Origin of the sequence: Clostridium sp. UBA5988, assembly GCF_002435615.1 — a bacterium.
In the GTDB taxonomy this organism is placed as follows: Bacteria; Bacillota; Clostridia; order Clostridiales; family Clostridiaceae; genus Clostridium_J; species Clostridium_J sulfidigenes.
Genome location: NZ_DJBA01000032.1, coordinates 38,663 through 61,527 on the forward strand (window position 1 = coordinate 38,663; position 22,865 = coordinate 61,527).

The window sequence follows — 22,865 nt, forward strand, 5'->3', positions numbered from 1 at the left end:
CATTAGGGGCATACTCTTTGTATTTTTCTGTACTTTACGATGTTTTTATCTTTAGTTTATTTAATTTATGTTTTTATCTTTAGTTTGTTTAAATTATATTTTTATCTTTAGTTATATAAGTAATATATATAAAAACTATTATTAGTTTTTATTTGATTTTTAATTACCCTTTTTTCCTGGATTTTCAGGTTTATTAGGTGTTTTTTCTTTAGATTTCTCAGGTTTGTTAGGTATTTTTTCTTTAGGTTTTTCAGCATTGTTGCTATTTTTTTTCTCAGTTACTTCAGATTTTTTATTAGCTTTATTCTCAGCTTTATTCTCAGTCTTTTCAAGCTTGTTAGTAGCTTTTTCTATTTTATTCTGAGATTTTTGGCTAGCTCTTTCCTGTGTAGCTTTAGTATCATTGGTATTTTCAGTTTCTTTAGTTAGGGCTTTATCAGTTTTTATTTCATCTGCCACTTCTGTACTATCTGTAGTTGATTCTTCATTAGATTCATCTTCATCAGAAGTTTCAGTTTGTTCTATTTTAGCTTTCTTATTTTCCTTGATAGCACTCATAATTTCTTTAACAGGTTTGTTTAACCACTCTTCAAGAATAATGCTTTCTGGATTTGAAGAACTATTTTGTAGTTTTTCAACTAAATTTAGTTTACCAGGTGTTACACCCAGTTCTTTGGCTTTTTGTACTCGTTCAAATCCAACACTTATAGTTTCAAGGGTAATATCTTCACCTATTTCTTCAATTTCAGTTTCTAAACTTTCTTGTAGTTTTTCAGCAAGTTCATCTGATTTTTCTTGATCTTCACCAGAAGTTGCAATAATAATTCCACCATCAATGTCATTATCAATGCTATTATCAAAATAACCATCTTCACTAATTTGATTAACTGTTTCAGCAACTGCATCTTCAATTTTTTGATTTTCAAGCTTGTCCAATTCAAGTTCATTAAGAATCTCCTGACCATCATCATTAACTGCAGTTATACTAATTACCTTGTCAAAACGATTTAAAGAATATTCAATAGAAGGATTTACATCTAAACTCACATAGGAGTAAGGTGTTTTATAGGCCCATAGTGTTATGCCTCCTACAATTGCAATCATAGCTGTTAAAGCAGAACACATTACCAATTTATTTATATTTTTCAAATTGTTATTTTTCATCTCAATCACCTGCCCAACGATATAATTTTTATCTTTTACTTTTGATATGCAGCCATCTTCAGAAAGGACTGCAGCATAGCCAGCCTTGATTTCTACAACAACAGATTTCATTTATTAATCTCCTCTCTGATGTACCTGAAATAGTAAGCTAGATTTGGATACTCTCCGGATAGTATCTCTACTGCTGCTATTATATATTTTCGGTGACGTTCTAATATTTTTCGGGGTACATTTAAATTTTTTTCAATTATTTTTAATGGTAGTTGTTTTGAACTTTGTAATTCATTAATTAATATTGGGTTATTGAGTAAATATACTACAACTTTTGCACAGGACGATTTTGTCTTTTTAGCTTTAGGTGAACATGTAGATAAATCTAAAAATGAAAAGCCATAATAGAAAAATACTTCATTTGCAGCTTCAATCTCAAATTTTAGTGTATAATTTTCTTGGTGAATTATCTTTTCTGCTACAGCAAGTCCAAGTGCAATATCTTTATCACTTTCATTTTCATCTAACTGACAATTAAATATGGCAGGATTTACGGATAATTCTAAGTTATATTTCTTCTGAAGCCTAAGATAATCAATAAGACGCCTACGAATTATAAGCTCGGCAAAACTGAGAAAATTTCCTTTAACTAATTCGTAGCCTTTAATTGCTTGTACAAATGCCTGAAGTGAAACAGACCATTCATCATCACTTTTAGTTATGTATTTTCGGGTTATTTTTGATGTGCATTTCAAAATAAACAATTCATTTTGCTCAATGAAACTATTTAACAGATCCTGATTATTAGCAGCATCTATAGCCATATAATCTATTTCTCTCAACATGGCACCTCCTTATTCTTATTATTTTATCATCTAAAAATTATTAGGTAAACCTTTAGAACTATAAATTGCTAAAGTAAATTTCTGAATTTTAAAATAGATTTTTTAAAAACTTTAAGATATAATATATTTAGGAAAACGAAATATATTATATCTTAAAGGTGGAATATTATGAAGCAAATATTTAAGTATTTAAAACCTTATAGAGTAAACATGCTTATAGGATTTTCAATAAAGTTTACTGGAACTATTGTAGAACTTGCAATTCCATGGATTTTGTCTTATATGATTGATGAAATTATTCCATTAAGGCAGGTATCTCTAATTTTAACTTGGGGTGGAATTATGCTTTTATGTGCCATTTGTGCAGTAACTTTTAATATATTGGCTAACAGAATGGCTTCAAAGGTGGCAAGAGATACCACAGAGCGAGTTAGAAATGATCTATTCTCTAAAATGATATGTCTTTCAGATAGACAAGTGGATGCTTTTACACTGCCTTCTTTAATTTCTAGAGCTACCACAGATACTTATAATATCCATCAAATGGTGGGAATGATGCAAAGACTAGGTATTAGAGCTCCAATAATGCTTATTGGTGGAATAATTATAACATTGACATTAGATCCATTATTAACTTTAGTAATGATTTCAGTAATGCCTATTATTTTTATCACTATTATGTACATATCAAAAGTAGGTATCCCTATGTATTCAATTGTTCAGAAAAAAGTAGATGATTTTGTACGTGTAGTTCGTGAAGATGTTACAGGAATTCGAGTAATTAAGGCTTTATCAAAGGAAGAACATGAAAAGGAAAGATTTAATGCTCGCAATGAAGCTACAGTAATTCAAGAAAAGAAGAGTGGTATGGTTATGGCTGTACTAAATCCAGTAATGAACCTTTGTTTAAATGTGGGGACAGTATTTGTTATTTTGGCTGGAGCTTACAGGGTAAATAGTGGAGCTATTAAACCAGGAGCAATAATTGCATTTTTAACATATGTAACTTTAATATTAAATTCCCTTCTATTTATTTCCAGAGTGTTTACTAATTACTCCAAAGCAAGTGCTTCCGCAAAGCGTATCACTGAAATACTAAATGAGAAAGAAGAATTACCAATTAGGAATATACCAAGTATAGATACAGATTATGCTATTGAATTTAGAAATGTCTCCTTTTCTTATAATCATAAAGAAGAAAATTTGAGTAATATAACCTTTGGAGTTAAAAAAGGCGAAACTCTAGGTATTATAGGAGCTACAGGCGCAGGTAAATCTACTTTAATTAAAATATTAATGAGATTTTATGATGTAGATCAGGGTTCTATTTATATAAATGGACAAGATATTAGATCTATTAATATGAAAAAATTAAGAGAAAAGTTTGGAGTGGTATTTCAAAACGATTTTATAACCACGGATACAATTTATGAAAATATTAAGTTTGGAAGAAATTTAGAGAATAGTGATATAATATCAGCAGCAGATTATGCTAAGGCAACTGAGTTTATTGAAGGCAAGGCAGAAGGCTTTAATACCAAAGTTGCAGTAAGAGGTGCAGATTTAAGTGGTGGACAAAAACAAAGAATGCTTATAGCCAGAGCCATAGCAGCACACCCAGAAATATTAATTTTAGATGATTCTTCTAGTGCTTTAGATTATAAGACAGACGCTGTACTAAGAAAAAATCTTACAGAACATTTTAAAGATACTACAACTATAATGATTGCTCAAAGAATTAGTTCGATTTTTAATGCGGACCACATCTGTGTATTAGAAGATGGTTATGTTGTAGGGTATGGAACTCATGAAGAACTTATTGAAAGTTGTGATGTATACAAAGAAATTCATAAGTCTCAGATGGGAGAGTAAGTTATGGAAATCAAAGTAAAAAGGAGGACATTTATAATATATGAAGGATAGAAAAAAGAATACATTAAAAAGAGTAATGTCCTATTTATTTGAATATAAGATATTAATTATCATAGCAATTATATTATCCATAGGCTCTAACGTATTTGCCTTGATTGGTCCAATGTTATCAGGTTATGCTATAGATAATATTAATGTTGGAAGAGGGGCAGTGAATTTTTCTAAGATATATTATTACTGTGGACTTATGATTGGATTTTATATTTTATCTTCTATATTAGCTTATATTTTATCAGTACTTATGCTAGAAATTAGCAAGAGAATATCCTATAGACTAAGAAAAGATTTATTTGATAGATTATTATCTCTTCCAGTGGGATATTTTGATACCCATGCAACAGGAGATATCATAAGTAAAATTTCCTATGATGTGGATACTTTAAATTCTACCTTAACATCTGATTTAGTGAGCATTTGCTCAAGTATAATTACTGTGATTATATCCTTTGGTTCTATGGTTATGATATCTGAAAAGTTAGTTTTAGTATTTGTATTTACAGTTCCAATGTCTATTATACTTACTAAAAGAATAACTAGGGTAACAAGACCAATGTTTCGTAATCGTTCAAGAAAATTAGGGGAACTTAATGGAATGGTAGAGGAGTTTGTATCAGGTCAAAAGACTTTAAAGGCTTATCATCAAGAAGAAAATACAAAGAAAAAATTCGCAAGTAAAAATGAAGAAGCAGTAAATGCTTATTATCGTGCTGATTACTATGGTTCTATGGTTGGGCCTTCAGTTAACTTTATGAATAATTTATCACTAACTCTTATCAGTATTTTTGGAGCTATTATGTACCTTTTTGGACAAATGACTTTAGGAAACATATCTTCCTTTGTACTGTATTCTAGAAAATTTTCAGGACCTATTAATGAAGCGGCTAATATCATGGGAGAATTTCAATCGTCCCTTTCTGCTGCTGAAAGAATTTTTCAATTAATGGATGAGCTATCAGAGGTAGGAGATAAAGCAGGAGCCAAAGAGCTTGTGGATATGGAAGGAAATGTGAAGGTAGAGAATATTTCCTTTGGATATAATAAGAATAAGATTATTCTTAAGAATCTTAGTATGAATGTACCTGCTGGAAGTATGATTGCTATAGTAGGCCCTACAGGAGCAGGAAAAACTACTTTAATTAATCTTCTCATGAGATTCTATGATGTTAATGAAGGGGAGATTAAGGTAGATGAAAATTTAATATCACAGGTTACACGTAAGAGTTTAAGAAAAGCTTATGCTATGGTACTTCAAGATACATGGCTATTTGAAGGAAGTATATTTGAAAATATTGCTTATGGTAATGAAAATGCAACCATGGAAGAGGTTGTAGAAGCAGCTAAGGCAGCTAAAATTCATTCATATATAAAAAGACTTCCTAAGGGCTACGATACAGTAATTACTGATGATGGAGCTAATGTATCTAAAGGACAAAAACAACTGCTAACCATAGCAAGGGCTATGCTTTTGGATGCAAAGATGCTTATTTTAGATGAAGCAACTTCTAATGTTGATACTAGAACGGAAGTTCAAATTCAAAAGGCTATGAGAAATTTAATGAAGGATAAAACCTGCTTTGTAATTGCACATAGACTTTCTACCATAAGGAATGCAGATCATATTCTAGTAGTTAATAATGGGAATATAGTTGAACAAGGAAATCATGTGGAGTTATTAAAACAAAAGGGTTTTTATAGTCAATTATATAATTCTCAGTTTGAATAATTAATAAAAAAGGCTATCTTCAAATAATTAACTAATACTATAAAAATAAATTCTATTTATATGAAAAATCTATTGACATAGATATTCATAGTCATTATAATGATATGTAATAAAATATTTAATATAATACTTATCAAGAGAGGTGGAGGGATAGGCCCTATGAAACCCAGCAACCAATGTGTTCATCTACATATATGGTGCTAAATCCTACAGTATGAGCTGAAAGATAAGAAGACGATTGTTACAACCTCTTTCAGTGAAAGAGGTTTTTTGTTTTCAAATTGTTTTTAGAAATTATACTATTTAAAATTTAATAATGAAACTCTTATCAAGAGAGGTGGAGGGATAGGCCCTATGAAACCTCGGCAACCTTCAGACCCATTTGTCTGAAAAGGTGCCAATTCCTACTCTAATTTTACAAATTTAGAGAAAGATGAGAGGGAGATATAACATGGGTACCCTTGTATGTAAATCCCCTTTCATCTAGATTATTTAAATTTAGATGAAAGGGGATTTTATGTTTTCTAATAAAATATTTTAAGGAGAGATTAAAATGGGAGAAAGAAAATTAAAATTTGATACGTTACAAGTTCATGGAGGTCAGGAAATAGATAGTGCAACAGGCTCTAGAGCAGTTCCCATATACCAGACTACATCCTATGCTTTTAATAGCGTTGAGCATGGAGCTAATCTATTTGCTTTAAAGGAAGAAGGAAATATTTACACAAGAATAATGAATCCAACAACGGATGTTTTTGAGAAAAGAGTGGCAGCTTTAGAAGGGGGTGTGGGTGCTCTTGCAGTTGCATCTGGTTCTGCTGCAATCACATACGCAATAATTAACATAGCAGGAGCAGGAGATGAAATAGTTGCAGCTAGCACTTTATATGGAGGCACATACAATCTTTTATCTACAACTCTTACTAAGTTAGGTATTAAAACCGTATTTGTAAATCCAGATATCATAGAAGATTTTAGAAAGTCTATAAATAATAAAACTAAGGCTATTTATTTGGAAACTATAGGAAATCCAGGGATAAATCTTATTGATATTGAAGAGGTAGCCAATATTGCTCATGAGCACAATATACCACTAATTGTAGATAATACATTTGGGACACCATACCTTATACGTCCAATAGAACATGGAGCTGATATTGTAGTTCATTCTGCAACAAAGTTTATAGGGGGACATGGAACTTCAATAGGTGGAATAATTGTAGATTCTGGAAAATTCCAATGGTTGAATAACCCGAGGTTCCCAGAGTTTAACAAACCAGATTCTAGTTATAACGGTATAGTATATGCAAAAGATATAGGAGCAGCAGCTTATATTGTAAAAGCTAGAGTACAACTTTTAAGAGATACAGGAGCATCCTTAAGTCCTTTTAACTCATTTTTATTTTTACAAGGACTGGAGACTCTTTCATTGAGAGTAGAAAGACATGTGTCAAATGCTAAAAAGATTGCGGAGTTTTTACAACAACATCCACTTGTATCATGGGTAAATTATCCTAGCTTAGAAGGTAATAAATACTATGCTCTTTCACAAAAGTATTTTCCAAAGGGTGTTGGTTCCATATTTACATTTGGCATAAAAGGTGGAGTAAATGAAGGCGTAAGATTTATTGAATCACTTAGCATATTTTCTCATCTTGCTAATGTTGCAGATGCAAAATCTCTTGTAATACACCCAGCAAGTACTACTCATGCTCAATTAAATGAAAAGGAACAATTAAATGCCGGAGTTACATCAGATATGATAAGACTTTCTATTGGAATAGAAGATGTGGATGACCTTATAGAAGATATAGATCAAGCTCTTAAAAAAGCAGTTTTAAAGGAATGGTGATGGAATGTCCTTAATAATAGATAAAAATCTTTTATCAGTAAATAAGTTAATTGAACATGGAATTCAAATTGAAGATGCTTCTCACAGTTACAATTCAGATGTGATACGTATTCTAATTGTAAATTTAATGCCTAAAAAGTGTGAAACAGAATTTCAGTTTTTAAGTATATTTGGCAATATGAATACAAGTATAAAGGTAGATTTCTTGTATATGGAAACCCATACACCACTAAATACAGATAGAACCTATTTAGAGAGAAATTATAAAACCCTAAATCAGATAGCAAATAGTAATTATGACGGGGCTATTATTACGGGAGCTCCCTTAGAATTTTTAGATTTTAATGATATCGAATACTGGAAGGAACTACAGAGAGTAATTGATTTTTTAAATAAAAAAGTTAAGTCTACTTTATATATATGTTGGGCAACAATAGCTGGTTTATACCACAATTTTGGAATAAATAAATGTGTAACAACAGAAAAGATTTTTGGAGTCTTTCCTCATGTAATTGTAAATAAAAAGGAGCCTCTATTAAAAGAGCTTAATGATGGATTTATAGTTCCTCATTCAAGATATGGGAGAGTTAGAAAACAAGATATAGAAAAAATAAAAGAATTAGAAGTCCTATGTGAATCAGAAGAATCAGGTATCTATATAGTAAGCACAAGAGATAAAAAACAAATCTATATTACAGGACATCCTGAGTATGAGAGCTGTACTTTAAAAAAGGAATATGAAAGAGATATAAAAAGTGGATTTAATATAAGCGTACCTAAAAATTATTTTCCAAGTGATGATTCTAGCCAAGAAATTAACTTAGATTGGAGTAGTAATTCACAGCGTTTATTCTCAAATTGGGTAAGAGAATATTTAGTAAAAAGTTAAAATATGCAACTAATTATATTAAAAGAGGAGTGATATTTTTATGAATATAGGATTATTAGGATTTGGAACTGTAGGCACAGGAGTTTATGAAATTATATATAAAAGAAAAAGGATTTTTAGAACATTAGTAGGTGATGAACTATCTATAAGTAAAATTCTTATTAAAGATATAAATAAGGATAGGAGTATAAAGGAGTGTAAAAATAAACTAACAGATAATCCTTATTTTATTTTAGATGATCCAGATATAGATATAGTCATAGAAGCTATAGGAGGAATAAAAGAAGCTTATGAATATATAAAATATGCTTTAACAAAAGGGAAACATGTTATAACTGCAAATAAGGCGGTGGTTGCAAGGCATATGAAGGAACTTATAGATTTAGCAAATAAAAATAAAAGAGCATTTTTATATGAAGCTAGTGTGGCAGGTGGTGTTCCTATTGTTAAACCTTTAAAACAACAAGTAACCTTAAATGATATTAAAGAGATAAATAGTATATTAAACGGTACTTCTAACTTTATATTAAGTAAGATGATTAAAGAAAACCTAGACTTTTCACAGGCGCTGGACATTGCTCAAAAGTTAGGTTATGCGGAAGCGGATCCAACGGATGATATTGACGGATATGATGTTAGAAGAAAATTAGCAATTTTATCTACCATAGCCTTTAAAAGAGAGATAAAAGAAGAAGATATTTACTGTAGAGGCATTAGAACTATTAAGGCAGTAGATATAAAGGCAATAAAGGAATTAGGATATACGGTAAAACTATTAGCAAAGGCTTTATTTAATGAAAATAACTATTATTTATCTGTAGAGCCCAATATTTTGCCTAAGGATTCATTTTATGCAAAGGTAGAAGATGCTAATAATTTAGTGTCTATTACTGGGAATGATATAGGAGAGCTGAAATTTTATGGTGCAGGTGCGGGTAAACTACCTACAGCAAATGCTGTGGTAAGTGATGTTCTTGATATTATATATAATAATTATGGAAGTTGTGGAATAAATCAGGAAGAAGATAGATTATGCAATAATACAGATTTAGTTAAAGATATATATTATATAAGAATAAGTCCTAAATATGGATTAAATGAGAAGGTATTAAACCTTATTAAAGAAGAAAAAATAGTTGATAAAATGATAAAAACTGGTGAAAATATTATATTTACCTCTAAAGATATAGATTCTGTAAAAATAAGTAAATTTATTAGTAACATTAAAAACTCCATTAATGATGAGTTTTATGCTGTTATTAGATAACAAATATTGTATTATTCTAAGAGGGGGTATAGTAAATGCATATAAAAGAGTTATTTAAGGAAAAAGAAGTAGTTTTTTCTTTTGAAATATTTCCACCTAAACCTACATCACCAATAGAGACTATATACGATACTTTAGAGGGATTACAAGGTTTGAATCCTGACTATATTAGTATTACCTATGGAGCTGGTGGAAGTGTTAATAATAATAGAACATGTGAGTTATCATCTTTAGTTAAAAATAAATATGGTATAGAGGCATTAGCACATTTAACGTGTATAGGTTCTACTAAAAGTGAAATAAATGGAATTTTAGAAAATTTAAATGAAAATGGAGTCGAAAATATATTAGCTTTGAGGGGAGATGTTCTTGAAGGAAATCCCTCAATAGGAGAGTTTAATAATTCTCAAGAACTAATAAACCACATAAAGGAAACCAAGGAATTTGGAATAGCAGCAGCTTGCTATCCTGAAGGTCATATTGAAAGTAGAGATATAGATAGGGAAATTGAAATATTAAAGTTAAAGGAGAATGCAGGAGCAGAATATTTAATTTCCCAGCTATTCTTTGATAATAATTATTTCTATAAATTTTTAAATTCTGTAGAAAAAAGTAGTATAGAGGTACCTATTCAAGCAGGTATTATGCCAGTAACCAATAAAAAACAAATTGAAAGGATAGTTTCTCTTTGTGGAGCTAATCTACCCTCCAAGTTCATAAAAATAATAAATAGATATGAGCATGATAAGGATGCACTGAGAGATGCAGGAATAGCATATGCATTAGAACAAATAGTGGATTTAGTTTCTACTGGTGTAAGGGGAATACATCTTTATACAATGAACAATCCATATATAGCTAAAAGAATTACTAATAGCATTGGCTCAATACTAAATTCTATAAATAAAAGACAAGTAATTTAATATATAATTAATGAATAAGGGAGGTGGAGTTTGCCCATGAATAAATTTCTACAAAATAAACATGAGGTTTTAAGATATTTAGGATATAAAAATCAAGTTTTAGATAAAGTTACTAATGATTTAATTGATGAATCAATGGATGAAATGAGAAGTTTAATTAAAGCTAGATATGTATATAAATTCTTTAACATTAGGAAAGAGAAGGATAGAATATGTATTTTAAATAGCAATTTTAGTATAGCAGGAGACGATATTAGAAAGCACTTAGATAAATCAGAAGTCTGTATCTTAATGGCTGCAACTCTAGGAAATAGTGTAGATGAAAAAATAAGATATTATGAAAAGATAAGCATGACTAAGGCATTAATACTAGATGCTTGTGCTACAACAGCTATAGAAGAACTATGTGATAGAATATGTGAAGAGGTGGAGGAAGTTGTACAAAATGAAAACAATACACTAACATCTAGGTATAGTCCTGGATATGGAGACTTACCCATAGATATACAAAAAAAATTTCTCACTATGCTCAGTGCAGAAAAATCTATAGGGCTTACTGCATCCTCTAATAGTATTTTAATACCAAGAAAATCTGTTACAGCCATAGTAGGGGTTGTTAAAAGAGAGAATAATAGCATAAAAAAGATAAGCTGTTTACAGTGTAATAAATATTCTAATTGTATGTTTAGAAAAGGGGATGATAGATGTGGGAATTAAAGAAAAATTGAAAGAAGGAATTTTAATTTTTGATGGTGCTATGGGTACTATGTTGCAAAGTAGTGGATTAAAGTTAGGTGAATTACCAGAAGTATTAAATATTACTGATTCAAAAATAATAATTGAAATACACAAAGCTTATATTGAAGCTGGTGCAAATGTTATTACTACCAACACCTTTGGAGCCAACGAAATTAAGTTTGAAAATAGTAACTTTAGTGTAGAGAAAATAATTCATTCAGCAGTAGAAAATGCAAAAATAGCTACTAAGAATAAACAAGCATATATAGCTTTAGATATAGGTCCCATTGGTGAACTATTAGAGCCCATAGGGACTTTAACCTTTGATGAAGCTTATAGTATTTTTAAAAGGCAGATTATTCAAGGGGTAAAAAGTGGTGTTGATTTAATATTAATAGAAACCATGACAGACTTATACGAAGCAAAGGCCGCAGTATTAGCAGCTAAGGAAAATTCAGATTTGCCAGTATTTTGTACAATGAGCTTTGAGTCAGACAAGAGGACTTTCACAGGGTGCAATGCCACATCTATGGTAATGGTACTAGAAGGGTTAGGCGTAGACGCTCTTGGAGTTAACTGTTCTTTAGGACCTAAAGAAATAGAACCTATAATAGACGAAATATTAAACATATCTAAAGTGCCTGTAATGGTCCAACCTAATGCAGGATTACCTAATATTATAAAGGGTGATACGATATTTAATATTTTGCCAGAAGAATTTGCAGTTTACGGAGCAAAGTTTAAAGAAAAAGGTGTAAAAGTAATAGGAGGATGCTGTGGTACAACAGATAGACATATAGAAAGTCTAGTAAAAGCTTTAAAGAAAGTAGAAATAAAAGAAAAGAAATATAGTCCTTTAAGTGGTATATGCACTCCTACTAAAGCAGTAATTATTGATCAGGTCAAAGTAATAGGAGAAAGGATAAATCCTACAGGTAAAAAATTATTTAAGGAAGCATTAAGAAATGGAGATATAGATTATATTCTAAGGGAGGCTATAGCTCAAGTTGATGCAGGAGCCCATATTCTAGATGTTAATGTTGGTCTTCCAGAAATAAATGAAGAAGAAATAATGGTTAAGGTTATTAAAGAAATACAATCCATATTGGACGTACCTCTTCAGATAGATTCTACAAATGCTAAAGCTATAGAAATGGGATTAAGATATTATAATGGTAAGGCTATAGTTAATTCAGTAAATGGAGAAAATAAAGTTTTAGAAAATATCTTACCTATAGTAAAAAAATATGGAGCTGCTGTAGTGGGACTTACTTTAGATGAAAGAGGAATACCTTCAAGTGGGGAAGAAAGATTTAGAATAGCTGAAAAAATAGTAAAAACAGCAGAAAGTTATGGTATAGATAAAAAAGACATATATATAGATTGCTTAACATTAACAGCTGCTGCCCAACAGAAAGATGTTAAGGAAACTTTAAAAGCACTTTCCTTAGTAAAAGAGAAGTTAAATGTAAAGACTGTACTTGGAGTATCCAATGTATCTTTTGGATTACCTAATAGGGAAATTCTAAATAAAACATTTTTAGCAGCAAGTTTATTTGCGGGTTTGGATTTACCTATAATAAATCCCTTAAATAAAGAAATCATGGACACAATAGTAGCCTCTAAAGTTTTATGGGATGAAGATAAGGGAGCAAAGGAATATTTAAAATATAATGAAAATATATCTAAAGAACAAATATCTATAAAAAAAGATGTGAACAATATTCAAGATGATTTATTTAAAATAATATTAAAAGGTATTAAAGAAGAAGCTAAAATAGCTACAGTGAAGTTATTAGAAAATAAACAACCATTAGAAATTGTAAATGAATATATAATTCCTGCCTTAGATATTGTAGGGGAAAAATATGAAGATGGAAATATATTTCTTCCACAACTAATTCAATCTGCAGAAACAGTAAAAGAATCCTTCAAGGTTATAAAAGATAAGTTAAGCAAGGGAACTGATACTGAGATTTCAAAAGGAAAGATAGTATTAGCCACTGTAAAAGGTGATATACATGATATAGGAAAAAATATAGTAAAGGTACTTCTGGAAAATTATAATTATGAGATTATCGATTTAGGAAAAGATGTTTCTAAGGAGAAAATAGTAGAAGCTGTTATTAAAAATAATATTAAGCTAATAGGACTTAGCGCCCTAATGACTACTACAGTTAAAAATATGGAAGAAACCATATTTGAACTAAAAAGGACTAAGCCAGATTGTGTAGTTATGGTGGGTGGAGCGGTACTTAATGAGGAATATGCAAATATGATTAAAGCAGATTTTTATGCTAAAGATGCAAAGGAATCTGTGACTATAGCTAGAAAAGTATTGGGTTAGTATAAGTTAAATCCTATCTTTAAATTTAAGATGTAGTGTAATGTGATATACCAAGACATTATGAGAAATTAACAAAAAACATAAAACTTTTAAAAAATTATTTGACTTTTTTTATTTAAGTGCATATAATAAAATATAATAATTTAAATATACAAATACATTGAAGAAGGAAAGTAATATTTAATGAAGATTCAGAGAGAATATCCATTAGCTGAAAGGATATTTATTGGAATTATATATGAAGTGCCCTTTGGAGTACGATACCGAATTAAGTAGGCTATCGCGGTTTTAACCGTTATATTAATAGAGTATGATAGTACTTGAAGAGTGGGGTTATTTTTTTACCAAATAGAGTGGAACCGCGGATATTATCCGTCTCTAAGTTTATCTTAGAGGCGTTTTTTTTATCTCTAAAATAGCTTAAATATAGTATGAAGTTAATTATTTAGATTAAAATAAGTATATTGTTGATTTATACTTTTACAATTGAAAATTTTATGGAGGAAATTTATTATGAACTTTTTAAAATCGCTTAAATATGATATAGACTCAGTTTTTCCAAGAGATCCTGCAGCTAGAAGTAGGATTGAGATATTTTTATTATATCCTCACATAAAGTCTCTTATATTTTATAGAATATCTAATTTTTTATATAGAAAAAAATTATTCTTTTTAGCAAGATTTATTTCAAATATCAGTAGATTTATTACAGGTATAGAAATACATCCAGGAGCTAAAATAGGAAGAGGTTTATTTATTGATCATGGAATGGGGGTGGTAATTGGTGAAACAGCAGAAATTAAAGATAATGTAACTATGTATCATGGAGTTACACTTGGTGTAACGGGTAATGAAAAGGGAAAACGGCATCCAACTATAGGAGAGGATGTAATTATTGGAGCTGGTGCTAAGGTTCTAGGAAATATATATATTGGTAGAGGAACCAAAATAGGAGCTAACTCAGTAGTACTACAATCTACAGAAGAAAATTCAACTGTAGTAGGAATAGCTGCAAAACCTTTAAATAAAAAATAATATTAAATTTTAATAAAATATAGGGAGGAATTATTCATGAAAAAGATTTATAGGAGTTTAACAGAATTAATAGGAAATACACCACTATTAGAGCTTTCAAATTATAATAAAAAGCACAATTTAAAAGCAACTATAGTTGCAAAATTAGAATATTTTAACCCAGCAGGAAGTGTAAAGGATAGAATTGCAAAGGCAATGATTGATGATGCAGAGGCTAGAGGAATTTTAAATGAAGATTCCGTTATTATTGAACCAACTAGTGGAAATACTGGTATAGGGCTTGCTTCAGTGGCATCAGCAAGAGGATATAAAATAAAATTAGTGATGCCAGAAACTATGAGTATTGAAAGAAGAAACTTGATGAAGGCTTATGGAGCTGAGATTGTGTTAACAGAAGGTGCTAAAGGGATGAAGGGAGCAATAGCTAAGGCTGAAGAGTTAGCTGGTGAAATTCCAAATTCATTTATTCCCGGACAATTTGTAAATCAAGCTAATCCAGCAATTCATAAAGCAACTACAGGACCAGAAATTTGGGAAGATACTGATGGTGAAGTAGATATTTTTGTAGCTGGAGTTGGAACAGGAGGAACTATAACTGGAACGGGTGAATTCTTAAAGTCAAAAAATTCAAAGGTGTCAGTTGTAGCAGTAGAACCAGAAGATTCACCTGTGTTATCAGAGGGTAAAGCAGGACCTCATAAAATTCAAGGAATAGGTGCTGGATTTATTCCAGAGACTTTAAATAAAGAAGTTTATGATGAAATCGTAAAAGTATCTAATGATGATGCTTTTGATACAATTAAGGAACTAACAAAGACTGAAGGATTGATAGTTGGAATATCTTCAGGAGCTGCATTAAAAGCAGCTACAGAATTAGCTCTTAAGCCAGAAAATGAAGGGAAAACTATAGTTGTTTTACTACCGGATACTGGAGAAAGATATTTATCAATTCCAAATTTTATATAGAGTATAACTAGTTAAGGAGAAGGGGTAAAGTTATACCCTTCTTTTTGTTAATTGAAATTTAAATAATTCATATTGTATTGAAATAATATTTAATATAACATTATATATAGAAATAAATGATAATAGTTAAATTAAATGTTAGGGGCGAGGTCTAGTGGCAGATAAAAATGGAGATGAATATGTAGTTTTATCCTTAAACCAATTAATAATAGATAATGAGGGGAAAACGGGGATCCCCTTTGAGGTACTGAGAAAGGTCTTTGGGTTTTCCATAAATGTAAAGGGACCTCATATTTATATAAAAAGTGCCTCAGATAAATTTGAAATTGCTACAGATAAATATAATAGGAAAGAGGGATCTACAGATAATTTTTTAGAAGACTTTAAATTTTTAAAGGAGAAATTTTCTTTTAAAGAATATTACCAGGGCTCTCTAATATATAGCTCAGACTTAAGGGGACTTAAGCACTATGATGTATTAATTACAGAAAATTCAACTTGGTGTAATATAACCCTAAGAGGAGACTATGTGAATTATTGTGATTTCTCAAGTAATAAAAATATAATAGCTCCACTTATGAAATTTTACTTTCCTAAGGATTATGATAAAATTCTTAAGGATATTTTAGAAAAGGAAAATGCAAGATACATATGTGATGAAAGAGATGTACTTATAAGAAAAGATTTTGATGATAATACCAAAGAAATCGTATTTTCTCAGTTAGGTGGAAGTTTGTAAAATAAAAATAGATTTTTAATTGACTAGTGAAACTCATATTATAGAAGGGGATTAAGATGAATAATTTATTACATCCAGTAAATGAGAATAAGTTTAAAGAAATAGTTAATATAAGATTTAACAACATTAATGAAGGATTTAATAATTATAAGAGTGCAATGTTAAAAAGCAAAACTTTAGAGGAAGCTGAAGAAAATATAATTAAATTTATGGAGGAAGTTATAATATTAAATGGTGAGGATAACTCCTTTGTAGATTTATATTTTTCTACTTTAGAAAAAGAAGATAAAGAAAGACTAATAGGGTTATTGGAAGAAAAAGATAAAGAAATAATGGAAAGTATTAAGGACACTTTACAGGAAGACACAATTTATTTTAGGTTAACTAAAGACATAATACCATTTATAACTAGATTAAGTACTAGAGAAGTTCTATTCTGTACTATATATTTCACAAAATACCCATTTACTATATGGGGTAACTATAATAAAAAATTCCCATGTTTTTATAAGGCAGATAAAGTATTGGATTTATATAATAATATCGCGAAGGAATGGGATGTTGAAATTATTGTTTAATAATAGCTATTATTGACTAATTTATGAGTTAGTAATACTATAAGTATATAGCTATAAGGAAAATTACAGTTATAATATAGGGTATATATGGAGGAATTCAACATGAAAAAATTTATTTGCAAAGTATGTGGATACATATATGAAGGTGAAAAATTACCAAGTGATTTTGTTTGTCCAGTCTGTGGCGTGGGATCAGAGATGTTTGAAGAATTGAAGGAAAGTAATTTATTTAGTAAATTTAAAGTACTTAATAAGGTGAAAGAAAACGATGTAGTTACATCTTTTTATTTAGCTTCTGCAGATAAAAAAGTTTTAAAAACACATAAAGCTGGACAATTTATTTCTATAAAACCAATAACTGAAGGGGATAAATCTAGTGAGGTTAGACAATATTCCTTATCTATGAAGCCAGGAGAAGATTTTTATAGAATAAGTGTTAAGAGAGAAGATAAAGGATTAATTTCCAGATATCTTCATGACAATATAAATGTAAATGATGAAGTAGAAATAACAGAACCATTAGGTGAATTTATATTAAAGGATAACAATAAACCCTTAGTGCTTATAAGTGGTGGAATTGGAATAACGCCTATGATGTCTATGCTTTATAAGGCTATAGAAGAAGGACGAAAGGTAAAATTTATTCAAGCAGTTATAAATTCAAATGTTCATACTTTTAAAAATGAGCTAAGGGATTTAGCTAAAAAATATGATAATGTAGACGTAGAATTTTTCTATAGTAAGCCATTAGACAATGATAAACTTGGAGAAGATTATCAATTTGAAGGATATTTAACTAAGGAATGGATTGAAAAAAATCTATCAAAGGATGAAGAATTTTATTTCTGCGGACCTTTAGGATTTATGAAAATGATATATGATGCTTTAAAGGCAATGGGAGTGTCAGAGGATTATATAAATTATGAAATGTTTGGTCCATCTGCTGACTTATCAAAAATGTAGTTTACAGGGATATTTCAAAGTATATTTGAAGTATCCCTGTATTTTTTTATATTCTCATAAATAGTTATGAATATTTTAAGTTTTAAAGCAAAGAATAGCAATATTAATAATTATAGAGGTGAAATTTATGAAAAAGTTATTGTATATAACTGTAAACTCTAAACCAGAAGAGTTATCTGCTAGTAAAACAGTAGGTAGAACATTTGTAAATAAATTTTTAGAAAATCATAAGGATTTTACTTTAGAAGAATTAGACCTTTATCAGTGTCACATACCTAGACTTGAGTATGAATACTTTGAAAAAAGAAATTGCATGATTAAGGAAGAAGATTTTAGTAAATTGAATGAAAAACAACAAGAAGAAGTTCATAAAATTGTAAAACTTGTGGATCAATTCAAAGAAGCTGACTTATATGTAATAGCAGCGCCGATGTGGAGTCTTTCCTTTCCAGCTCCATTAAAGGAATATATTGATTGTATAGTTATGGATGGAAAAACTATAAAAATATCAGAAAACAAAATGGAAGGACTATTAAATGACAAACCAAGGGCTATGGTATATATCCAATCATCAGGTGCACCTATTCCATGGATGTTAAGGTCTATTTTTAATAAAGGACTTGATTATGTAAGAGATATAATGAAGTATATAGGAATTAAGAAGTTTGAGGAACTATTGGTGGATGGAACAGGTTTTACTGAAGAAGAAAGAAGAGAAGCTATAGAAGATGCTAACAAAGAAGTAAATAAACTTATAGAAGAAATTTGGGAAAAATGATTAATATATTACAAAAACTGTTAATATTCTACATATTAATAGTTTTTTTGCGTATACATAGGATGTTTTTTTTACTAAAGTGTTTATTATAATTCCGTTGATACGATTATAATTGTGTAACCTTTAATAAACAAATAAATTATATATTTTTATTAATAAGATTACCATTTAATTTTAATATAGTTATATATTATAGAATATTGAAGAAGTTTAAAATTAGACTAAGAAAGGAGATGGATATGAAATATATGCTTGTAGGAAAAAATATATAAAAAGTAAAATTGTATGTGTTGAGTAAGCAATGACTTATATGTAAGACTGGAATTAATTATAGGGGGAGAATTATGTTTAAGTTTAAGCGTTTAGGAACGAAAATGACAGTGTTTATAGTAGGCATAGTGTTAATAGGAATGTTAACCACTCAATTAACAACTACTATAATAATGAAACAAAATCTTAAAGAAGATACAAGTGAAAGAGGAACTACAGTAGTAGCAGAATTAGGAAAGTCCTTTGAAAAGGAGCTATTACAGTATGAAAAAGATTTAAAATTAATTGGAGAAGAAAGTGCTTTTAATAAGGATGTGCTTAAGGATTCTGTAGCTTTAGAAGAGGTAGCATCATTATTTAAGAATTATACTGAATCTAACTCACAGATATTAAGCATATATGTAGGATTTCAAGACAAAAGTATGCTTGCAGAACCTACATGGGAAGTGCCAGCAGACTATGATGTAACCCAAAGAGAATGGTACATAAAGGCATCAGAAAGTCCAGAAGATGTAATATGGACAGAACCATATATTGATGCCGACAATAATGTTCCAGTAATTACGGCAGCCAGAGCTATAGTTGAAAATGGAAAAGTAAAGGGCGTATTAGCTGTTGACTTATCTTTAGAAAACTCTTTAAACAATGTTAAAGAGCATAATGTAGGATACAAAGGCTATGCGTTTTTAGTTAGCAATGAAGGAGTTGCGTTATATCATCCAACACTAATTAATGAAAATCTAAAAGAACAACCTATGTTTGGTGAGATCTTCAAATCAGAATCAGGTTCTTATAAATTTAATGAGGGTAAGGAAGATTTAGAAGTATATTACTATACTATACCAAACTTCAATTGGAAAGTAGGAGCTGTATATAATGAGAAAGATATGCAAGCTAGTATAATTGAAATTAATAATTTTACTATGGCTATAACTTTTGTAGTGATGATAGTATTAGCTATAATATTATTTATACTTATAAAAAGAATATCTAATCCTTTAGTTAAGTTATCAAAGGAAGCAAAGTTAGTAGCAGAAGGTGATTTAACAGTAGATATAAAATCTAAATTGAAGGATGAAATTGGACAAGTAACTAATAACTTCAATAGCATGGTTAAGGATATTAACAATATAGTATCTAATGTACAAAAATCTATATATCAAATCAATAGTGCTAGTGAAAATCTAAGTGCTATATCAGAAGAAACTACAGCTTCAACAGAAGAGATAAATGCTGCAGTTGCAGAAATAGCTAGAGATACCTCAAATCAAGCAGAGACTATTGTAGGCATAGTAGATAAGGTAGAAAAACTTAATGAATCCATTGAAGATATTAATAATATTATCAATAAAATGAATGAACTCTCCAATTCTTCTACAGCAGCATCGGAATTAGGCTTAGAAAATGTAAGTAATTTAAATATAAAAATTAATGAAAACACTACTGAACTTAATAAGGTAAATGACATATTCCAGGGATTAGTTTACAAGCTACAAGAAATAGATAAGGTTATTGATATGATAACTAATATATCTGATCAAACTAACCTACTAGCCCTTAATGCAAGTATAGAAGCAGCCAGAGCTGGAGATGCTGGAAAAGGATTTGCTGTGGTAGCAGAAGAAGTTAGAAAATTAGCAGAGCAATCTAGTGATGCAACAAATAAGATTAAGGAATCTTTAATTAATATAAATAAAGAAACCAATAATGTGAAAAGTGCAATACTTTATGCTAATGATATAAACAAAGAAACTGCAAATGCTGTATTAAGTACAGAACAATCTTTTAATTCTATTAATGATGAGTTACAAGAAATAGTTGAATTAATAAGAGAAACAAGTCATAGAACAGAAGATATTAATAACTATAGTGGAAATATCTTAGGTGGAGTAGAAGACATTTCAAATAATGCACAACAGAATGCATCTACCGTTGAAGAAGTTAGTGCTTCTATAGATGAACAAAGCGTTGTATTTGGAAGTATAGCACAACACTCTGAAGAATTATCACAATCTTGTCATGATTTATCACAATTAATTAATCACTTCAAAGTAAGTAAGTAGAAATATTTCTTATACTATGTTATTGAATTAAATTATGGATAAAATAAAGGGTATCTCAAGTTTTGAAGATACCCTTTATTGTTACATAGGGTTATAACAAATATTTAATAAAGTAGTTGTAGGATTTTTAAAACCATTTATCATAAAATAATTTAATCGTGGTAAAACGTTAGAATAAAAGTATGTATATTAATGTTGAATATATTATTTATAATTACAAAGAATAGAAGTGTGGGTATATCAACCATGGAAGACGAATAGTAATATGTAATAATAAATATTGATTAATAAAAACTATTAGGTTATAATGGAAATATATAAATAAGAGATTTAAGGAGGAATATGAAATGTCACTAGAACAAATCGTATGTTTATGTAATGGGGTTACTTATGCTCAAGTAAGAGAGGCTATGGCTCAAGGGGCTAGAACAGTAGAAGATATTCAAGCTGCTACAGGAGCAGGAGATGTTTGTGGAGGATGTATTGAAAGAATTGAAAAAATATTAGGCGATGTATGCACATGTAGAAATGTTTCTACTGAAGAGGTGGTAAAAGCAATACAAAATGGAGATACTACCGTAGAAAAAGTAGGTGTAACTACAGGGGCGGGAACGGCATGTGGAAAATGTAAATGTGTTATTGAGAGTTTAATTGAATCAAATAAATAATATATTTTAATGTTACAAACAATTTCATTAGCTGTAAATCTAAAATCTAAAAATATAGTGTATTGAAATGTGATTTATAGTAATACTATTATAGAATAATTACATTATATATGATTAATTATGTTAATCATATATGTCTATATTAAGGAGGAAGAGTAAATGTCAGAAAATAGAATTATATGTACTTGTCAAGATGTAGACTATAATACTATAAAGAAAGCCATTGAAGATGGTGCTAAGACTGTAGATGATATAATGGAAGCTACAGGAGCAGGAACTGTTTGTGGAGGATGTATTAGTGAAATAGAAGAAATTCTTCAAGAAGTAAAAAAATAATTAATAGAAATTTTTAGGTCTATATGATATATAAAGTAGTTATATCAATATAGACCTAAATTAGTTTTTATATTTATTAGTTTTTCATTTGATTTTTTACATCATTTTTTAATTCTTTAGCTATTGTTTTTCCTCCAACCATAGCTTTATTGTACAGGTTTTTAGCTAATTGACCTTCTTCTCTAACTTCATCTTTCATTTGATTTTTAAGGTCGTGAACAAATTTCTTATTTGAAATAAATTCTTTAATATCTTCCTTTTTTTCACCATACTGAATTTTAACTTCATTATACATATCTTTAACTTCACCAGTAACTTTATTCATACCTTCTTTAACTTCATCACCTATTTTATTCATAAAAATCGCCTCCAATAAAATTATTTTAAATGAAATTTAGTATCATATAGTAGAAATCATTATAAAAAATAAAAGTAAAAATTAATTCTATTTTCTATATAGTTTACTCAAATTACAAAATAATATTTAATGAATTTAATGGATATTTAATTTTTCAATATACTTATAAATTTAAGTAATTCTATTGAAAATTATAGTGATAGAGTATACTTATTCCATGTGTTAATAAAATAAGTAACTATAGGTTAAGCTGTATGAAGAAAACAATATAAATGTATTATTAAGTAATAAAAATTAAAAAAAGTAATATGTATATTTTAAAAGCATAGAAAATATGGTATACTAAACATGGATTGAGTATACATGTGTTGAAGTAGAATAATGTTCATGTATAAAAATATGGTACAACCAATATAGTTAAAAATTTAACTATTCAAATG

General features: G+C 29.3%; 20 protein-coding genes, 2 riboswitches and 1 other annotated feature. Of the genes, 17 read left to right on the forward strand and 3 right to left on the reverse strand.

The window, feature by feature from the left end; genetic code table 11:
• Nucleotides 1-159: 159 nt before the first annotated feature.
• Both B3J31_RS08715 and B3J31_RS08720 read right to left on the reverse strand, forming a co-directional pair.
• Entirely contained in the window at nt 160-1,275 is a 1,116-nt protein-coding gene (locus B3J31_RS08715; RefSeq protein WP_346866902.1) for an anti-sigma-I factor RsgI family protein, read from the reverse strand.
• Complete coding sequence (locus tag B3J31_RS08720; protein WP_346866903.1) at nt 1,272-1,997, reverse strand: hypothetical protein; 726 nt, start codon at nt 1,995-1,997, stop codon at nt 1,272-1,274. The genes B3J31_RS08715 and B3J31_RS08720 overlap by 4 nt, the downstream gene beginning before the upstream one ends.
• 171 nt (nt 1,998-2,168) lie before the next feature.
• Between B3J31_RS08720 and B3J31_RS08725 the strand changes: the two genes are divergently transcribed.
• The 17 genes from B3J31_RS08725 (at nt 2,169) to B3J31_RS08805 (ending at nt 22,067) form a co-directional block, all read left to right on the forward strand.
• Complete coding sequence (locus B3J31_RS08725) at nt 2,169-3,872, forward strand: ABC transporter ATP-binding protein (protein WP_346873883.1); 1,704 nt, start codon at nt 2,169-2,171, stop codon at nt 3,870-3,872.
• 40 nt (nt 3,873-3,912) lie between these two features.
• Nucleotides 3,913-5,655, forward strand: coding sequence for an ABC transporter ATP-binding protein (locus B3J31_RS08730; protein WP_346873884.1), 1,743 nt, complete (start codon nt 3,913-3,915; stop codon nt 5,653-5,655).
• A 127-nt stretch (nt 5,656-5,782) separates the two neighbouring features.
• Nucleotides 5,783-5,888: riboswitch (SAM riboswitch) on the forward strand.
• An 89-nt stretch (nt 5,889-5,977) separates the two neighbouring features.
• Nucleotides 5,978-6,095, forward strand: a riboswitch (SAM riboswitch).
• Between the two features lie 113 nt (nt 6,096-6,208).
• Entirely contained in the window at nt 6,209-7,507 is a 1,299-nt protein-coding gene (locus tag B3J31_RS08735; protein WP_346873885.1) for an O-acetylhomoserine aminocarboxypropyltransferase/cysteine synthase family protein, read from the forward strand.
• Between the two features lie 4 nt (nt 7,508-7,511).
• Nucleotides 7,512-8,396 carry a homoserine O-succinyltransferase gene (locus tag B3J31_RS08740; protein ID WP_346873886.1) on the forward strand — a complete coding sequence of 295 codons (885 nt, stop codon included), beginning with the start codon at nt 7,512-7,514 and terminating at the stop codon, nt 8,394-8,396.
• Between the two features lie 40 nt (nt 8,397-8,436).
• Nucleotides 8,437-9,663: a homoserine dehydrogenase gene (locus tag B3J31_RS08745; protein WP_346873887.1), complete on the forward strand. Its 1,227-nt coding sequence runs from the start codon at nt 8,437-8,439 to the stop codon at nt 9,661-9,663.
• A 35-nt stretch (nt 9,664-9,698) separates the two neighbouring features.
• Complete coding sequence (gene metF / locus B3J31_RS08750; RefSeq protein WP_150841781.1) at nt 9,699-10,586, forward strand: methylenetetrahydrofolate reductase [NAD(P)H]; 888 nt, start codon at nt 9,699-9,701, stop codon at nt 10,584-10,586.
• A 36-nt stretch (nt 10,587-10,622) separates the two neighbouring features.
• On the forward strand, nt 10,623-11,303 hold the full coding sequence (locus tag B3J31_RS08755; protein ID WP_346873888.1) for a methionine synthase: 681 nt from the start codon (nt 10,623-10,625) through the stop codon (nt 11,301-11,303).
• The gene (locus tag B3J31_RS08760; protein ID WP_346873889.1) at nt 11,293-13,671 is read left to right on the forward strand and encodes a homocysteine S-methyltransferase family protein; all 2,379 of its coding nucleotides are present in this window, start codon (nt 11,293-11,295) and stop codon (nt 13,669-13,671) included. The genes B3J31_RS08755 and B3J31_RS08760 overlap by 11 nt, the downstream gene beginning before the upstream one ends.
• Before the next feature lie 151 nt (nt 13,672-13,822).
• Nucleotides 13,823-14,054: a binding site (T-box leader), on the forward strand.
• Between the two features lie 130 nt (nt 14,055-14,184).
• Complete coding sequence (gene epsC, locus B3J31_RS08765) at nt 14,185-14,706, forward strand: serine O-acetyltransferase EpsC (RefSeq protein ID WP_346873890.1); 522 nt, start codon at nt 14,185-14,187, stop codon at nt 14,704-14,706.
• Nucleotides 14,707-14,742: 36 nt separating this feature from the next.
• Nucleotides 14,743-15,672 (forward strand): cysteine synthase A, encoded by a 930-nt coding sequence (gene cysK, locus B3J31_RS08770; RefSeq protein WP_346873891.1) that lies wholly within the window; start codon nt 14,743-14,745, stop codon nt 15,670-15,672.
• Between the two features lie 154 nt (nt 15,673-15,826).
• The gene (locus tag B3J31_RS08775; RefSeq protein WP_150841786.1) at nt 15,827-16,411 is read left to right on the forward strand and encodes a hypothetical protein; all 585 of its coding nucleotides are present in this window, start codon (nt 15,827-15,829) and stop codon (nt 16,409-16,411) included.
• Nucleotides 16,412-16,467: 56 nt separating this feature from the next.
• The gene (locus tag B3J31_RS08780; protein ID WP_150841787.1) at nt 16,468-16,989 is read left to right on the forward strand and encodes a hypothetical protein; all 522 of its coding nucleotides are present in this window, start codon (nt 16,468-16,470) and stop codon (nt 16,987-16,989) included.
• 102 nt (nt 16,990-17,091) lie between these two features.
• Nucleotides 17,092-17,952: a rubredoxin-like domain-containing protein gene (locus B3J31_RS08785; protein WP_167402731.1), complete on the forward strand. Its 861-nt coding sequence runs from the start codon at nt 17,092-17,094 to the stop codon at nt 17,950-17,952.
• A 127-nt stretch (nt 17,953-18,079) separates the two neighbouring features.
• Entirely contained in the window at nt 18,080-18,730 is a 651-nt protein-coding gene (locus tag B3J31_RS08790) for an FMN-dependent NADH-azoreductase (RefSeq protein ID WP_346866912.1), read from the forward strand.
• 344 nt (nt 18,731-19,074) lie between these two features.
• Complete coding sequence (locus B3J31_RS08795; RefSeq protein WP_346866913.1) at nt 19,075-21,063, forward strand: methyl-accepting chemotaxis protein; 1,989 nt, start codon at nt 19,075-19,077, stop codon at nt 21,061-21,063.
• Between the two features lie 347 nt (nt 21,064-21,410).
• The gene (locus B3J31_RS08800; protein ID WP_150841791.1) at nt 21,411-21,731 is read left to right on the forward strand and encodes a (2Fe-2S)-binding protein; all 321 of its coding nucleotides are present in this window, start codon (nt 21,411-21,413) and stop codon (nt 21,729-21,731) included.
• Between the two features lie 159 nt (nt 21,732-21,890).
• Nucleotides 21,891-22,067 carry a (2Fe-2S)-binding protein gene (locus B3J31_RS08805; protein WP_035132038.1) on the forward strand — a complete coding sequence of 59 codons (177 nt, stop codon included), beginning with the start codon at nt 21,891-21,893 and terminating at the stop codon, nt 22,065-22,067.
• Between the two features lie 76 nt (nt 22,068-22,143).
• Here the strand turns inward: B3J31_RS08805 and B3J31_RS08810 are convergent, their stop codons facing one another.
• A complete protein-coding gene (locus B3J31_RS08810) occupies nt 22,144-22,425 on the reverse strand; it encodes a hypothetical protein (RefSeq protein ID WP_150841792.1) in 282 nt (93 codons plus the stop codon).
• Between the last annotated feature and the right edge of the window lie 440 nt (nt 22,426-22,865).